Origin of the sequence: Nocardioides sp. (assembly GCF_034670285.1) — a bacterium.
Classification (GTDB): domain Bacteria; phylum Actinomycetota; class Actinomycetes; order Propionibacteriales; family Nocardioidaceae; genus Nocardioides.
This window is the reverse complement of sequence record NZ_JAXMNS010000031.1, coordinates 1-14,939: the sequence shown is the minus strand read 5'-3', so window position 1 is coordinate 14,939 and position 14,939 is coordinate 1. Positions and strand designations below refer to the sequence as shown.

13 protein-coding genes and 1 pseudogene are annotated in these 14,939 nt (G+C 71.2%); 10 read left to right on the top strand and 4 right to left on the bottom strand.

Going from position 1 to position 14,939, the window contains the following annotated elements; all coding sequences use genetic code 11:
* Positions 1-128: 128 nt before the first annotated feature.
* Both VOI19_RS02880 and VOI19_RS02875 read right to left on the bottom strand, forming a co-directional pair.
* Positions 129-908, bottom strand: a complete 780-nt coding sequence (locus VOI19_RS02880) for a hypothetical protein (RefSeq protein ID WP_323791451.1) — start codon at positions 906-908, stop codon at positions 129-131.
* Positions 909-1,144: 236 nt separating this feature from the next.
* Complete coding sequence (locus tag VOI19_RS02875) at positions 1,145-1,618, bottom strand: hypothetical protein (protein WP_323791450.1); 474 nt, start codon at positions 1,616-1,618, stop codon at positions 1,145-1,147.
* A 214-nt stretch (positions 1,619-1,832) separates the two neighbouring features.
* Here VOI19_RS02875 and VOI19_RS02870 point away from each other — a divergent pair, with 214 nt between their 5' ends.
* The 4 genes from VOI19_RS02870 to VOI19_RS02855 all read left to right on the top strand — a co-directional run bounded on the left by VOI19_RS02870 (position 1,833) and on the right by VOI19_RS02855 (position 6,423).
* Positions 1,833-2,531 (top strand): type 1 glutamine amidotransferase domain-containing protein, encoded by a 699-nt coding sequence (locus VOI19_RS02870; protein WP_323791449.1) that lies wholly within the window; start codon positions 1,833-1,835, stop codon positions 2,529-2,531.
* A 91-nt stretch (positions 2,532-2,622) separates the two neighbouring features.
* Positions 2,623-4,416 carry a hypothetical protein gene (locus VOI19_RS02865; RefSeq protein WP_323791448.1) on the top strand — a complete coding sequence of 598 codons (1,794 nt, stop codon included), beginning with the start codon at positions 2,623-2,625 and terminating at the stop codon, positions 4,414-4,416.
* Between the two features lie 38 nt (positions 4,417-4,454).
* Positions 4,455-5,828, top strand: coding sequence for an HNH endonuclease signature motif containing protein (locus VOI19_RS02860; RefSeq protein ID WP_323791447.1), 1,374 nt, complete (start codon positions 4,455-4,457; stop codon positions 5,826-5,828).
* 49 nt (positions 5,829-5,877) lie between these two features.
* Positions 5,878-6,423 carry a hypothetical protein gene (locus VOI19_RS02855; RefSeq protein WP_323791446.1) on the top strand — a complete coding sequence of 182 codons (546 nt, stop codon included), beginning with the start codon at positions 5,878-5,880 and terminating at the stop codon, positions 6,421-6,423.
* Between the two features lie 79 nt (positions 6,424-6,502).
* On the opposite strand, the gene VOI19_RS02850 is transcribed toward VOI19_RS02855, so the two are convergent.
* Positions 6,503-7,318 carry an alpha/beta hydrolase gene (locus VOI19_RS02850; protein WP_323791445.1) on the bottom strand — a complete coding sequence of 272 codons (816 nt, stop codon included), beginning with the start codon at positions 7,316-7,318 and terminating at the stop codon, positions 6,503-6,505.
* Positions 7,319-7,379: 61 nt separating this feature from the next.
* On the opposite strand from VOI19_RS02850, the gene VOI19_RS02845 reads away from it, so the two are divergent.
* The gene (locus tag VOI19_RS02845; RefSeq protein ID WP_323791444.1) at positions 7,380-8,024 is read left to right on the top strand and encodes a TetR/AcrR family transcriptional regulator; all 645 of its coding nucleotides are present in this window, start codon (positions 7,380-7,382) and stop codon (positions 8,022-8,024) included.
* A gap of 15 nt (positions 8,025-8,039) precedes the next feature.
* On the opposite strand, the gene VOI19_RS02840 is transcribed toward VOI19_RS02845, so the two are convergent.
* A complete protein-coding gene (locus VOI19_RS02840) occupies positions 8,040-8,786 on the bottom strand; it encodes an IclR family transcriptional regulator (protein WP_323791443.1) in 747 nt (248 codons plus the stop codon).
* Positions 8,787-8,877: 91 nt separating this feature from the next.
* On the opposite strand from VOI19_RS02840, the gene hutH reads away from it, so the two are divergent.
* The 5 genes and pseudogenes from hutH to VOI19_RS02815 all read left to right on the top strand — a co-directional run.
* Positions 8,878-10,446, top strand: a complete 1,569-nt coding sequence (gene hutH, locus VOI19_RS02835; protein ID WP_323791442.1) for a histidine ammonia-lyase — start codon at positions 8,878-8,880, stop codon at positions 10,444-10,446.
* Positions 10,443-12,116, top strand: a complete 1,674-nt coding sequence (hutU, locus tag VOI19_RS02830; protein ID WP_323791441.1) for a urocanate hydratase — start codon at positions 10,443-10,445, stop codon at positions 12,114-12,116. The genes hutH and hutU overlap by 4 nt, the downstream gene beginning before the upstream one ends.
* Before the next feature lie 10 nt (positions 12,117-12,126).
* Positions 12,127-13,338: an allantoate amidohydrolase gene (locus VOI19_RS02825; RefSeq protein ID WP_323791440.1), complete on the top strand. Its 1,212-nt coding sequence runs from the start codon at positions 12,127-12,129 to the stop codon at positions 13,336-13,338.
* Positions 13,335-14,663, top strand: coding sequence for a formimidoylglutamate deiminase (locus tag VOI19_RS02820; RefSeq protein WP_323791439.1), 1,329 nt, complete (start codon positions 13,335-13,337; stop codon positions 14,661-14,663). The genes VOI19_RS02825 and VOI19_RS02820 overlap by 4 nt, the downstream gene beginning before the upstream one ends.
* A pseudogene (locus tag VOI19_RS02815) lies at positions 14,660-14,939 on the top strand (imidazolonepropionase); the annotation flags it as partial. The gene VOI19_RS02820 and the pseudogene VOI19_RS02815, both read left to right, overlap by 4 nt.

The window sequence follows — 14,939 nt, the reverse complement described above, 5'->3', positions numbered from 1 at the left end:
AGGCGCCGCAGCATCGCCGGTCTCGGTGGGTCACCCCACCGAGAGCCAGCCCTCTTGAAGCAGCCGCTCCGACTTCGGTCGGAGCGGCTGCTGTGCGTCCTCGGCCTCTGGTTCAGGGATGCCGGCCGTCAGTGACCCTCGACCCCTCGCTGCTTGCCGGCCCGGGGCTCGACCGCAGGCGGGCCGGGCAGGTTGTCGGGATCGACGGGCACGGCGATCGCCGAGACGTCGCCGGAGTCGAACTCGATCGTCTGACCGCCCACGTTGACGCCGCAGAACACGCGGAAGGCGTGCGTGCCGGCCGGCACCACGGCGTTGCCGTGGTTCGCGATGTTGTTGCGGGCAAGGTTGGTGTGGGAGATGTCGACGGTCACGCGCTGGGAGATGTCGCCGGTGGGCGCCCCCGTCTCGCTCCCACTGATGTAGCAGAACGCGTCGTCGTTGTTGCCGCCGTCGGCATCGACTTCGACGTTGGAGGTCACCATTACGTGGCTCTCGACATGGGTGGTCAGCTCGACGGTGAGCACGGCGACGAGACCGCCGCTGATGCTGGTGTTGGTGTTGGAGCTGTCGTAGTCGCTGACGATGAAGTGGGGGAACGTCGCGGGGTTCAGGTCGTCGGGTGCAACGGCGCCGCTCTTGATCCGGTTCGTCGTGACTGCGTTCTTCTTGATCCGGCTGGTGGTGACGGCGTTCTTCTTGATCTTGCTGGTCGCAACAGCAGCTTTGCCGAGGTCCGCGGTCTTGACCTGGCCGTTGACGATGTCCTTGCTGCGCACGGTGTTGGCCGCGTAGGCCGTCCCGCTGAGGGCGACGACGAGCGCGAGGGTCGCGCTCACGTTGGCATAGCTGAGGTGCCGGCGAGCCTTGCCCTGCTCGCCGTGTCGAACTGGCGCTCCGGTGCTCATGGGTGCTCCGTCTCCGGCGGCATGCTTCAACTCCTGGTGGCGTCTCACGCGACCGCCTGCTCGGGTTGAGCTTGCACGTTACGCCGCGTCCGGGGCTTCGGTGAAGGCCCGGCGAGGTCGCGGGGCGTACGACATTCGTCGATCATCCGACGCCGTCCGCCCGCTGCACGCTGACGGAGACGCCCGCGCGGCCCGAGCCGTGAAGGTCCCTGATCGGTGAGGCAGGCGGGTTGCCCTCAGCCGAGCGGCAGGTCGGCGCAAGCGATCTTGGCGCCGTCCTCGGCGTCGTGGATGACCACGGATCGGTCACCGTCGCGCACCGCCCAGTGCTCGGTGGAGCCGGCGTGCCCGTTGCCCGAGGGATTGGTCTCGATCGTCAGCCAGAGCTCGTTCGGTGGAGTGGTGCCGCCCTCGGGGTCGTCCTGGTAGTGACCGCCACCGCTCTGCTCGCACGGAGCCTCGTGCAGGTGCGCCATGTACGTCGTCCGGCCCTGCAGCCCTCGGACGTTGAGCCGCACCGTCGTCGAGTCCGCACGTCGCTGGAGCCGGACGGGCCCGGAGATCTCGTAGCCCCGGTCGACCCCTGCCGCGAGTGCGGAGAGCTTGCCTTTCACCACGTCGGTGCCGCCGGCGAAGGCGGGCGCCGCGGCGGTCAGAGCCGCTGCTGTCATCGCCAGGGCGAGTGCCGGTCGTGCTGTCCGTGTGTTCATCGTCGAACCCCCATGTACGTGTGCTGATTCGGTCGCGACGTCGCGTCGACGACGACCGCACGTGTCCCGACGCACACCCCGCACCTGAAGAGTTGCAGCGCTGCGGCACGAATTTCAACCCCCTCGTCGGACGAGGCGGAGCGTGACCACCTCGCCGGTAGCGTCGAGAGACGGCGCCACATGGCGCTTCCACCCCGACCCGAGGAGTACTGACGTGCCGAAGATCTTGTTCGCCCTGACCGGTTCCGACCACTGGACCCTCAACGACGGCACCAAGCACCCCACCGGGTTCTGGGCCGAGGAGGTGCTGTCCCCGCTGGAGGTGTTCTCCGAGGCCGGCATCGACGTCGACCTCGCCAGCCCCGAGGGCAAGACCCCCGTCGTCGACGAGGGCAGCCTCGCCGCCGACACGATCGGCGAGGAGGAGTCGGTCAAGCAGCGCAAGGCCCTGGACGCCCTGTCCGACCGCCTCGAGTCGACGCTCGTGCTCGCCGACGTCGACCTCGACTCCTATGACGCCGTCTTCGTGCCCGGCGGCCACGGCCCGATGGAGGACCTCGCCGTCAGCGAGGACCTCGGTCGCATCCTGGTGACCATGCTCGACGGCGGCAAGGTCGTCTCCTCGGTCTGCCACGGCCCGGCCGGGCTGCTGCCCGCCACGCGCGCCGATGGTTCCTGGCTCTTCGCCGGCCGTCAGCTCACCGCCTTCACCGACGCCGAGGAGGAGCAGGCCGGGCTCGCCGACAAGGCCCCCTGGCTGCTCGAGTCCCGCTTGCGCGAGGCCGGGGCGACCTTCTCCTCGGGCGACGCCTGGGCGCCGCACGTCGTCGTCGACGACAAGCTCGTGACCGGTCAGAACCCGGCCTCCAGCACCGAGGCCGCGCACAAGGTCGTCGGTCTGCTCAAGCCCTGACGACAGCCGCTCTTCGCAGATCCGCAGCCGCCTCGACCTCCGTCGGGGCGGCTGCTGCGTATTTCGGTCGGGCACGGGCACAGTGTCCGCCGTGATGATTCGCTCGGGACGCACCACGGCTGCAGTCGTGGCGCTCTTCACCACGATGCTGCTCGGACTGCTGTCAGTGGGGGAGGGCGCTCACGCAGACGACAGCTCCGGCGGCGCGGGACTGCTCGGCGAGCGTCATCTCCCGACGGCCGTGAACGCCCCCGGCGAGTGGGCGGGCTCCGCGGACGTGCGTTGGCCCGTGGCGGCGGTGGGCATCGCCACCCGGACCGAACCCGTGGGCCTCTTCGACGAGCTCACGAGGCTCGCGCCGTTCGCGGTGTCGGCGATCGACGGCAGTGCCACGTGGCTGCAGCTGCCCGGTCACTCCGTCGAGAGCTGGGGAATGATCGGTGGTTTCACGGTGTCACCCGACGGGAGCCGGATCGGCTGGGTGAGAGCGCACCAGAGCCGCTCCGCTGGGGTGGTTCAGCGCATCGCGGGGTGGTCGGTCCTGGACACGGCCACCGGTGAGGTCACGCGGCTCGCTGTGCCAGGGCAGCCGTGGGTCCGCGCGACGATGGCCGACCTGGCCTTCTCGGGCGACTCCCGATTCCTCCTCACCAGCTACGAGAAGCCGAGCAGCCCGAAGGGCGCGAGGTCGCGGTCGCACCAGCTGGTCGCCTGGGACGTCGAGGACGGCGCGCCCACCGTGATCGAGGGGCCGGGACGCTACTGGCTGCCCAGCCTGGGGACGGCCCCCACCGGGGTGACCTGGGCCCGCGGGCAGGACGTCTTCCGGGTCGACCCCGACTCCGGCGAGCGGAGGACCCTGACGCTCCCGCGGGACGTCGTCGCTGCGTCCTGGGGTCCCGACGACACGGGCTTCGCCTACATCGGCGGCCCGGCCGGCAAGAAGGGGCCGTGGCGGCTCTACGCCGGCGAGACCGTGGCGGAGGCACGCGACAGCGCCATCGACCTGCCTCCGCGGGTGCGCCCCGCACAGCTGCTCGGCTGGCGCGACCGCACGCACGTGGTGGTCGGCCACTACCGGAGCACTGTTCACGTCGTGGACATCGTGAGCGGTGAGGTCGAGGCGCTGGACCTCGCAGGCGCCGGTGAGCAGATCAATACGCCGACCTTCGCCACCGCTCTGTGGCAGCAGCCACTGATCGCGCCGGCGGAGCAGCAGGGGACGTCGGACCCCCGGACGCCCTGGTTGTGGGCGGGCGCCGTCCTGGTCATCCTGCTCGGAGCGGCGCTGCTGGTGGTGTGGCGGCGTGCGCGGAGCGCGGATCGGGCGAATGCCGACCAGCTGCCTGACACCCCGCCGCCGTCGCTGCGTCCCCTCGTCACTGTGGCGGCGGGTCTCCTCCTGGTCATGGTCGACCTTCGCTACAACGGGTTCGACCTGCTACCCGACCCCGTCGGACTGGTGATGGCCGCGGTGGCGCTGTCCTCGCTCAGGCCGGTGCACCACGGCTTCCGCGTCGCCGGGCTCGCTGCCTGGCTGGCCGTGATCCCGGCAGTCTTGGACATGATCGGCGGGGAGGGCCTGCCCATCACCCTGTCGATGCTGCTCGCGATCCTCGTCCTCGAGGTCGCCACCTGCACGGCGATCATGGACACCTGCCCGGCCAGGGCCTCGTCAGCGCGGACCATTCGGACGCTGTCCATCGGCCTCACCGGGGTGCTTCTCCTCTCGCCGGCGCTGGTCGCGCTGGACCAGTCGTTCGTAGTCGTCCTGGTGGGAGTCGGACTGGTCACCCTGGCGGTCGCCGTGTGGTTCCTGGTGCTTCTCTACGTCGTGGCGATGGGCGTCGGTAGCGAGGCGAGCGCCCATCAGCTTGCGCAATAAACCTTGTATTCGAACACTCGTTCCCCTATAATGGATCCATGGTCCCCACCCTCGCAACCGCTCCCGGGTTGCCCGACGTCGCGCCGACGCCGGCTGCGTTGTTGGGGCGTCTGGGTCAGGCGCGGGAGGTGGCGGATGCGGCTGAGGTCGAGATCCTCGAGCTGGCGGTGGAGTGGGCGCATGCTCATCCTGACCTCGACGAGCACGGCGTCGAACGGCCCTGGCGGGTGCGCGGGCCGTTGCCGGGTGCGGTGGGGCCCTATGACGCCACCGTCGCCGGCGCGGACGACGTCGAGGTGATGGAGTGGTGCGGCATCCCGGGGATCGCCTGGGACGCGCCGGCGGCGTTCGCGGCCGCGAACAAGACGTCCACGACCGGTGGAAAGTCGTTGATCCGTGACGCCCTGATCCTCAAGCACCGCCTCCCGCTGGTGTGGTCGCGGGTCCGCGCCGGGGAGGTCCAGGCCTGGCGTGCCCGTCGGATCGCGCAGACCGTGCTGGGAGCCCACGCTGATGTCGTGGCCGACCTCGATGCCCGGATCGCCCCGATCGCGGGCACGGTCGGGCCGATCACGTTGGCCCGGTTCCTGGACGAAGCGATGCTGCGCCTGCATGCCGAGGAGAGGGAGATCGAGCAGCTCGAGCAGCTTGACGCCCGCTACGCCCGCGTGATGGAGGCCTCGATCAACCACAACGGGATCGCCGACCTCGCCGCGCGTGGTGACTGGAAAGACCTCCACGACCTCGACCAGACCCTGGCCGCGCTCGCCGCAGCGCTGAAGGAGAGCGGCTGCACCGAGTCCCTCGACGTACGCCGCTCGATGGCGTTGGGCGTGCTGGCCGACCCTGCCCAGGCGTTGGCGATGCTTGCTGGGGAGCAGGCGCCGGCGCCGGCGCGTAAGCAGGTCGTGCTCTACCTCCACCTCGCCGAGGCCGCCCTGGCCGGGCGTGAGGTCATCGGACGCAACGCCACCACCGGCGAGCCGATGTTCGCCGAGCAGATCCGTGAGTGGTGCTCACGCACCGACACCGCGGTGACGGTGAAGCCCGTGATCGACCTCAACGACCAGGTCGCCACCCATGTCGAGGCCTACGAGATCCCCGACCGGATGCGCGAGGCCGTGACGCTGATCCACCCTCAGTGCGTCTTCCCGTTCTGCACCAAGCCCTCCGCCAGGGCAGACATCGACCACACCATCGCCTACGCGGTGGGAGGCGCGACAACCCCACAGAATCTGGCCCCGTTGTGTCGACATCACCACCGACTCAAGACCCACGCCGGCTGGACCTACCGGCCACTCGACCCGGTGACCGACCCAGGCACCTACCTGTGGACCGACCCCCATGGCCTCGGCTACCTCCGCACGCCCACCGGCACCACCAACCTCACTAGTGGCTGGGGACGTCCGTAACGCCCGATCGTGCCGATGGCCGGGCGGAAGGGATCACTACGCTGAGGGCGTGTTCCGGGACCTCATGCGTGACAAAACCAAGACCATGCCGACCGATCCGGATGCTGCCGACGTCACGGCGCTTCGGGTGTGGCACTGCAACTACGAGTCACTCGCGCTGGTGATGCAGTACCAACACCTGAAGACCCTCGTAGTCGCTACCTACCCTGACGCCGACCTCGAACCCGTCGCTTCCTTGGACGACCTGGAGTACCTGAGCCTTCTGCACCTGCCGGGTGTGACCGATTTGGCCCCGCTGGCGCGGTTGACGAATCTCCGCACGCTCCGACTCTCGACACTGCCGAGTTGGGACTCGTCGGGCAAGGTCACCGAAGTGGACTCGCTGCGACCGCTCGTCATGCTTCCCAAGTTGACTCGCTTGGAGCTCTTCGGGGTACGGCCCGCGAGCAGGTCGTTAGGCGACCTGGAGGATTCGACAAGTCTCGTCAGTGTCCGGGTCTCGAAATACCCCCAGGCAGAGGTCGCGCGTTTCCGCGACGTGACCGGTCTTTCGGATGGGTTCGCACCGGCGCCCGGTGTCGCTGACTGGAACTGACTCGACCGGACATCCCGCGGTCGGGGCGGCGCTCATCGGAACTGACAGCCTTACTTCGTTGAGTCCAGGGCGCGTGACCTCAGTGAGTCCGGCTGTCAGGACAGAGTGCGCGGACCAGGCTTGGGAGCAGCGCCTTCTCCGAGACCATGTGGTCTTGTCCGGCCAGTACTTCGTGGGTGGCTCCCGGGATCGCGGCGGCCAGGGTGCTCGCCACGCGGTGGAGCTCGTCGGGGCTCTTCTCGCCGACGATGACGTGCACGGGGACGGACACCTGGGAAGCCACCTCGAGCGGCGGCGGCTGGGCGGTCAGGTCCATGTCGTAGCGCAACGTCGGCGCCAGGGCTCGCATCCGACGCCAGCCGGGCAGTGCCGGCAGCACCGCCACGAAGACCCGAGGCATGCCGATCCCGGCGAGGAAGCGCTTGAGGGCGCGAGCGGGCCGGTCTCGGTCCAGCAGATCGCCCACTTCACCTCGCAGGTCCGCGTAGGTCGCAGCGTCGGCCTCGTCGGCGGCCCACGACGCGTCATACAGCACCACCCGCTCCACCTGATGGCTCAGGCGGTGCGCCGCGTGCAGCGCGAGCACGGCCCCAGATGAGTGGCCATAGAGCAGGGCCGTGCCGCCGAGCTCGGCGATGACTGCCGAGATGTCGTCGACCTCGCGCTCCAATGACCATGAGGGCGAGTCGCCGGAGTCACCGCGGCCGCGCCGGTCGTACGTCGCGACGGTGAAGGCCTGGGCGAGGACCTTCGCTCCGGATCGGACCGGTCCGAACGTGCGATGGCAGATCGCGCCGGTCACGTGGACCACCGGCGGGCCGTCGCCGCGCACCTCGTAGGCGATGCGGGTGCCGTCGCTCGAGGTGGTGGTCTGGAAGCCGGGTGATCGAACCATGCGGGGACCTCGTGACTTTCAAGACTGGTCAGTGTGATGTTGGGAAAGTAGACTCACGGGTGTGAAGAGTCAAGAGGCGGCCACGCTGCGTCCTTCGTCGTTGGCCAAGCGACACGCGATTCTGGCTGCTGCCGAGCAGGCGTTCCTCGCCGCGCGCTACGACAGCGTCACAATGGACGAGATCGCCGACATGGCGCAGGTGTCGAAGCAGACCGTCTACACGCACTTCGGCACGAAGGACCAGCTCTTCGTCGAGCTCGTCACGGCGATGACCAAGGGTGCCGGAGACGAGGTGTCAGCGGGGTCCGCGGTCCCGGCATCGAGGGAGCATGTCCGTGAGGCGCTGGAAGAGCTCCTCGGTCACCAGCTGGCGGTGGTGATGACCCCGCGCCTGTTGCGCCTGCGCCGGCTCGTGATCAGCGAGGTGCCGCGGTTCCCCGACCTTGCCCGCGCCGTGTACGACCAGGGACCGCGTCGCGCCGTGGCCGCCCTCGAGGCGCTGCTGGGCGAGCTCGACGCGCGCGGATGGGTGCAGGTGCCGAACCCGGCGGTCGCGGCCGAGCAGCTCAACTGGCTGGTCATGGGAGCGCCGACCAATGCCGCGATGTATCTCGGAGACGACGTAGCGCCGTCGCCCGCCGAGCAGGAGCTTCACGTACGACGTGCGGTCGGCGCCTTCCTGGCGGCGTACGACGGCGCCCTCTGAGCGGAGGCCCCGCGGTCAGCGACCGGCGAGTCGTCTGCTCACGGTCCGTGCCGTCTCGAGCACGGCCTCCACGAACGGCGCGGGGGCCAGGTCGCGGTCGAACGTCACCGCGATCCCGGCGACCGGGTGCTCGTTGTGGTCCAGCACCGGTGCGGCCACGCTGGCCAGACCCTCGGTGACGTCCTCGTCCTCCACTGCGTAGCCGCGCCGCCGGACCTCGCGCAGGAGGTCGCGCAGCATCGAGGGGGACGTCGGCCCGCTCCCGCGTCGCTCGACGAAGACCGAGCGGTCGGGATACAGCGCACGCACCTGGTTGGCCGGCAGGGCCGCCAGGATCGCGCGCCCGGTGGCCGTGAGGTGCGCGGGCAGTCGGACGCCGACCTCGGTCACCAGTGGAGGTCGGCCAGGCGCGCGCTCCTGGACGACGTACAGGACGTCACGACCGTGCGGCACCGCGAGGTGAGCCGAGGCGCCCGTGCGGTCGGCCAGCGCAGCGACGTGGCGCCGGGTGATCCGTTGCAGTGGCTCCTGGCGGGCGTAGCCGCCGCCCACCTCGAACGCGGCGACCCCCAGGCCGTACCTGCCCTCGTCGGCCAGGTGCACCACGAAGCCCTCCTCGATCATCGCGTTGAGGAGGTGGTAGCCGGTGCTGCGCGGCAGGTCCAGCTCGCGGGTGATCACGCCCAGCGGCACCGGGTGCGGCTGCGCGGCAAGAAAGCGCAGGATGCGCAGCGCGCGGGTGGCTGAGGGGGTCTGGGACACCCGGCCACCGTACGCCGCTCAGTCTCGTATCCGAGACGGTACGACGTGCGCGGCTCTGGCGGCGGGGCTCGGTCAGGCGTTGACTCGAGACATGAACTCAGACGAGCCCGCCGTGTCGCTCAGCACCGGACCGGTGTCCTTCGACGACGTCGTGCGCGTGGCTCGCCACGGTGCCCCGGTGCACCTCGACGACGCGGCGCTCGCTGCGCTCGCGGCCTCGCGCGCGGTCGTCGAAGAGCTCGCCGCAGCACCGGTCCCGGTCTACGGGATCTCCACCGGCTTCGGCGCCCTGGCCACCCGCCACATCCCCACCGACCTGCGGGCCCAGCTGCAGCGCTCACTCGTGCGCTCGCACGCCGCCGGCTCGGGCCCCGAGGTCGAGCGCGAGGTCGTGCGGGCCCTGATGCTGCTACGTCTCTCGACCCTGGCCACCGGCCACACCGGCATCCGGCCGGCCACCGCCCAGCTGCTCGCCGGCCTGCTCAGTCACGGCATCACCCCGGTGGTGCGTGAGTACGGCTCGCTCGGCTGCTCCGGCGACCTCGCGCCGCTCTCGCACTGTGCGCTGGCCCTGATCGGCGAGGGCGAGGTCCGCGACGCGACCGGCACCCTGATGTCGGCCGCCGACGCCCTCGCCGCCGCAGGTCTGACCCCGGTCGAGCTCGGCGCCAAGGAGGGCCTGGCGCTCATCAACGGCACCGACGGGATGCTCGGCATGCTCGTGCTCGCCATCGAGGACCTCCGCCTGCTGCTCCGCACCGCCGACATCTCCGCTGCCATGTCGGTCGAGGGCCAGCTCGGCACCGACCGCGTGTTCGCCCCCGAGCTCCAGGCGATCCGCCCGCACCCCGGCCAGGCGCTCTCGGCGGCCAACCTCGTGGCGATCCTGGCCGGCTCCGGCGTCATCGCCTCGCACCAGACGGCCGACTGCACCCGCGTGCAAGATGCCTACTCGCTCCGTTGCTCGCCGCAGGTGCAGGGCGCGGCCCGCGACACGGTCGAGTACGCCGCCCAGGTGGCCGGCCGCGAGCTCGCCAGCGCTGTCGACAACCCCGTCGTGGTCCCGGCCGGCGACGGACAGGACGCCCGCGTCGAGTCCAACGGCAACTTCCATGGTGCCCCGGTCGCCTACGTCCTGGACTTCCTGGCGATCGTGGCCGCCGACGTCGCCTCGATCAGCGAGCGCCGCACCGACCGCTTCCTCGACAAGTCCCGCAGCAACGGGCTGCCGCCGTTCCTCGCCCACGACCCCGGCGTCGACAGCGGGATGATGATCGCCCAGTACACCCAGGCCGCGATCGTCTCCGAGCTCAAGCGGCTCGCGGCTCCCGCATCGGTCGACTCCATCCCCTCCTCGGCGATGCAGGAGGACCACGTGTCGATGGGTTGGTCGGCCGCCCGCAAGCTGCGTCGCTCTGTCGACGGCCTGACCCGCGTCGTCGCCATCGAGGTGCTCACCGCAGCGAGAGCCCTCGACCAGCGCGCCCCTCTCCAGCCGTCCGAGGCCACCGCGGCCGTCGTCCGCCTCCTGCGCGAGGCGGGCATCGAGGGCCCCGGGCCCGACCGCCACCTCTCACCCGAGATCGAGACCGCCGTCGAGCTGGTGCGTTCCGGAGCCGTCCTGCACGCCGTCCACGAAGTGATCGGAGACCTGCGATGACCACCAACAGCCAGACCAACCCGCGCCTGCCCATCCATGCCGCCACCGGCACCACGCTCACCGCCCGCTCCTGGCAGACCGAGGCGCCGCTGCGGATGCTCATGAACAACCTCGACCCCGCCAACGCCGAGAACCCCGCCGAGCTCGTCGTGTACGGCGGCACGGGCAAGGCCGCGCGCAGCTGGGAGGCGTACGACGCCCTGGTGCGCACGCTCGAGACGCTTGCGGACGACGAGACGATGCTCGTGCAGTCGGGCAAGCCGGTCGGCGTGATGCGCACCCACGAGTGGGCGCCCCGCGTGCTCATCGCCAACTCCAACCTGGTCGGCGACTGGGCCAACTGGGAGGAGTTCCGCCGCCTCGAGGACCTCGGCCTGACGATGTACGGCCAGATGACCGCCGGGTCGTGGATCTACATCGGCACCCAGGGCATCCTCCAAGGCACCTTCGAGACCTTCGCGGCCGTGGCCGACAAGCGCTTCGGCGGCACCCTGGCCGGCACCATCACCCTCACCGCCGGCCTCGGCGGCATGGGTGGCGCGCAGCCCCTGGCCGTCACGATGAACGACGGGGTCGCGATCTGCATCGAGTGCGACCAGTCGCGCATCACCCGCCGCATCGAGCACCGCTTCCTCGACGTGCAGGCCGACTCCCTCGACCACGCGCTCGAGCTGGCCGTCGAGGCCCGCGACGCCCGCCGTCCGCTCTCGATCGGGGTGCTCGGCAACGCCGCCGAGATGCTGCCGACCCTGCTGGAGCAGCAGGCGCCCGTCGACATCGTCACCGACCAGACCTCGGCCCACGACCCGCTCTACTACCTGCCGGTCGGCGTGCCCTTCGAGGAGTGGCAGGCCCAGCGCGAGGCCGACCCGGTCGCCTTCACCAAGGCCGCCCAGGCCTCCATGGCCGCCCACGTGCGGGCGATGGTCGAGCTGCAGGACGCCGGCGCCGAGGTCTTCGACTACGGCAACTCGATCCGCGACGAGGCCCGCAAGGGCGGCTACGACCGTGCGTTCGAGTTCCCCGGCTTCGTGCCCGCCTACATCCGCCCGCTCTTCTGCGAGGGCAAGGGCCCCTTCCGCTGGGCCGCGCTCTCGGGCGACCCCGCCGACATCGCCGCCACCGACAAGGCGATCCTCGAGCTGTTCCCCGACAATGAGCGGCTCCACAAGTGGATCACCATGGCCGGCGAGCGCGTGGCCTTCCAGGGCCTGCCCGCCCGCATCTGCTGGCTCGGGTACGGCGAGCGCCACCTCGCCGGACTGAAGTTCAACGAGATGGTCGCCTCCGGTGAGCTCAAGGCGCCGGTCGTGATCGGTCGCGACCACCTCGACTGCGGCTCGGTGGCCTCGCCCTACCGCGAGACCGAGGCGATGCTCGACGGCTCCGACGCGATCGCCGACTGGGCCCTGCTCAACGCCCTGGTCAACACCGCCTCCGGCGCCACCTGGGTCTCGATCCACCACGGCGGCGGCGTCGGCATCGGCCGCTCGATCCACGCCGGGCAGGTCTGCGTCGCCGACGGCACCGACCTCGCGGCGCAGAAGATCGAGCGGGTGCTCACCAACGACCCGGCGATGGGCGTGATCCGCCACGTCGACGCCGGCTACGAGCGCGCCGACGAGGTGGCCGCCGAGCGCGGCGTCCGGATCCCGATGAGCGAGGGCTGACGGCCGACCGATGAGCTTCGAGGAGATGTGGACGTCGTTGCGCGACGTCGGACGCTCGGCCCGCTCCGGCGGCTACTTCCGCCAGCCGTTCGGTGCCGCCGAGCGCGAGTGCGCGGCCTGGTTCGCCGAGGAGGCCCTGGCGCGCGGCTTGGAGCTACGAAGCGATGGCTTCGGCAACACCGTGGCCTGGTGGGGGGAGTGGAGGGAGTGGGGGGAGCGGGGGAGCTGCCCGGACGGCGTGCTCACCGGTTCGCACCTCGACTCGGTCCTCGACGGCGGCGCCTTCGACGGCCCGCTCGGGGTGGTCTCGGCGTTCGCCGCGGTCGACCTGCTGCGCGAGCGGGGCTTCGTGCCGAGCAAGCCCATCGGGATCGCCGCATTCGTCGAGGAGGAGGGCTCCCGCTTCGGCCGGGCCTGCCTGGGATCCGCACTGGCCGTCGGCACGCTGACTCCCGCCGAGGCCGAGGCCTTGACCGACCGGGACGGCGTACGCCTCGGCGACGCGTGGGCGCAGGCGTCGCTCGACCCGACGCAGGGCTCCACCCTGCTCGCCGACGTCGGCTGCTTCGTCGAGCTGCACGTCGAGCAGGGCCGCGACCTCGTGCACCGCGACCAGGCCGTGGCCGCGGCGAGCGAGATCTGGCCGCACGGGCGCTACCGGTTCGACTTCACCGGCGAGGCCAACCACGCCGGCGCCACGCGGATGGAGGACCGTCGCGACCCGATGCTCACCTACGCGGCGACCGCCCTGGCCGCGAGCCAGAAGGCACGGCTCGCCGAGGAGCGGGCGACGTTCGGCCGGCTTGCCGTCGAGCCCAACGGCACCAACGCGATCCCCTCGCGGGTGACCGCGTGGCTCGACGCGCGGGGCGCCACCGACGAGTCGCTCGACGAGCTCGTCGCCGCCATCCTCGACCAGGCCCAGCAGAGCGCGGCCTCCGACGGCACGGCGGTGAGCATGACGGCCGAGTCGGTGTCACGCGCCGTGGCGTTCGCCGGCGACCTGGCCGCCCGCATCGCTGCCCCGCGCGGGTGGCCGATCATCCCCACCCAGGCCGGGCACGACGCCGGCGTCCTCTCGGCTGCGGGGATCCCCACGGCGATGCTCTTCGTGCGCAACCCCACCGGGGTCTCGCACTCCCCGGCCGAGCACGCCGAGACCGACGACTGCCTCGCCGGCGTCGTCGCCCTCGCCGACACCCTCGAGGAGCTGTCGGCATGAGCGGCACGACCTACCTGCTCGAGCGCGCACTGCTGCCGGACGGCGTGGCCGCCGACGTACGGGTCGGCGTGCGCGACGGACGCTTCACCGAGGTCCTGACGGAGCCCGACGAGCACGACACACCTGACGACGTCGTTCGCGTGCCCGGGCTGACGATCCCCGGTCTCGCCAACTGCCACAGCCATGCCTTCCACCGTGCGCTGCGCGGGCGCACCCAGCGCGAGCGCGGGACCTTCTGGACCTGGCGCGAGCAGATGTACGCCCTCGCCGAGCGTCTCGACCCCGACACCTACCACCGCCTGGCCCGTGCGGTCTTCCGCGAGATGGTCGCGGCCGGCATCACCAGCGTGGGGGAGTTCCACTACCTCCACCACGCTCGCGACGGCGCTCGCTACGACGACCCCAACGCCATGGGTCGGGCCGTCATCGCTGCGGCGCGCGAGGCCGGGATCCGGATCACCCTGCTCGACACCTGCTACCTCACCTCGGCGATCGGCCGACCGCCCGAGGGCGTGCAGCGACGGTTCTCGGACGGCGACAGCGCGGCCTGGCGCGAGCGGCTGAGCCTGCTGGACGACTCCGAGCTGCAGGAGGGGGTGCTGATCGGCCAGGCCTTCCACTCCGTGCGAGCCGTGCCCCGCGAGGCGCTCGTGCCGTTCGGGACCGACCCCACGCGCCCGCTGCACGTGCACCTCTCCGAGCAGCGCCTCGAGAACGAGCAGTGCCTGGCGGCGTACGGCCGGACCCCGACCGAGGTCCTGGCCGACGCGGGCGTGCTCGGGGAGCGCACCACCGTGGTGCACGCCACGCACCTCAGCGAGTCCGACATCGGTCTCCTCGGGAGCGCGCGCGTCTTCGCGGGGTTCTGCCCGACCACCGAGCGCGACCTCGGTGACGGCATCGGCCCGAGCCGACAGCTCCACGCGGCCGGCGCCCGGCTGACCCTGGGCAGCGACAGCCATGCGGTCATCGACCTCTTCGAGGAGATGCGGGCCGTCGAGCTGGACGAGCGGCTGGCGCGGGAGCAGCGAGGCCACTGGTCGGCGGCCGAGCTCGTCGAGGCCGCCACGGCGACGGGGCACCACAGCCTGGGCTGGTCCGACGCCGGTCGCATCGCGGTCGGCCAGCGCGCCGACCTGGTCACGCTCGACCACACCAGCCCGCGCACGGCCGGCACCGGTGGCGACGAGCACACGGTGGTCTTCGCGGCCGTCGCCGAGGACGTGCACCAGGTGATGGTCGACGGCCGCATCGTCGTCCGACCCGGCGAGCGTGCTGAGGTGGGGCGCGAGCTGGACGCAGCGATCGAGGAGGTCTGGGCATGAACGCACCGGCAGGCAGCACCCTGGTCGACCACATCGGTGAGCTCGTGACCCACGGCGAGGCAGGCGTGCTCCACGACGCAGCCCTGGTGATCGACGACGGCCAGGTCGCCTGGGTCGGCGCCAGCGACCAGGCCCCGTCGACCGACCGGGGCGTCGACGTCGAGGGGCGGGCGGTGATCCCGGGCTTCGTCGACAGCCACTCCCACCTCGTCTTCGCCGGCGACCGGTCGGCGGAGTTCGAGGCCCGGATGACGGGGCAGTCCTACACCTCCGGCG

Bases quoted from the DNA above. Each gene is read 5' to 3' on its own strand.
- VOI19_RS02880 (WP_323791451.1), bottom strand. From the start codon at position 908: ATGAGCACCGGAGCGCCAGTTCGACACGGCGAGCAGGGCAAGGCTCGC.
- VOI19_RS02875 (WP_323791450.1), bottom strand. From the start codon at position 1,618: ATGAACACACGGACAGCACGACCGGCACTCGCCCTGGCGATGACAGCA.
- VOI19_RS02860 (WP_323791447.1), top strand. From the start codon at position 4,455: ATGGTCCCCACCCTCGCAACCGCTCCCGGGTTGCCCGACGTCGCGCCG.
- VOI19_RS02850 (WP_323791445.1), bottom strand. From the start codon at position 7,318: ATGGTTCGATCACCCGGCTTCCAGACCACCACCTCGAGCGACGGCACC.
- hutH (WP_323791442.1), top strand. From the start codon at position 8,878: ATGAACTCAGACGAGCCCGCCGTGTCGCTCAGCACCGGACCGGTGTCC.
- hutU (WP_323791441.1), top strand. From the start codon at position 10,443: ATGACCACCAACAGCCAGACCAACCCGCGCCTGCCCATCCATGCCGCC.
- VOI19_RS02825 (WP_323791440.1), top strand. From the start codon at position 12,127: ATGAGCTTCGAGGAGATGTGGACGTCGTTGCGCGACGTCGGACGCTCG.
- VOI19_RS02820 (WP_323791439.1), top strand. From the start codon at position 13,335: ATGAGCGGCACGACCTACCTGCTCGAGCGCGCACTGCTGCCGGACGGC.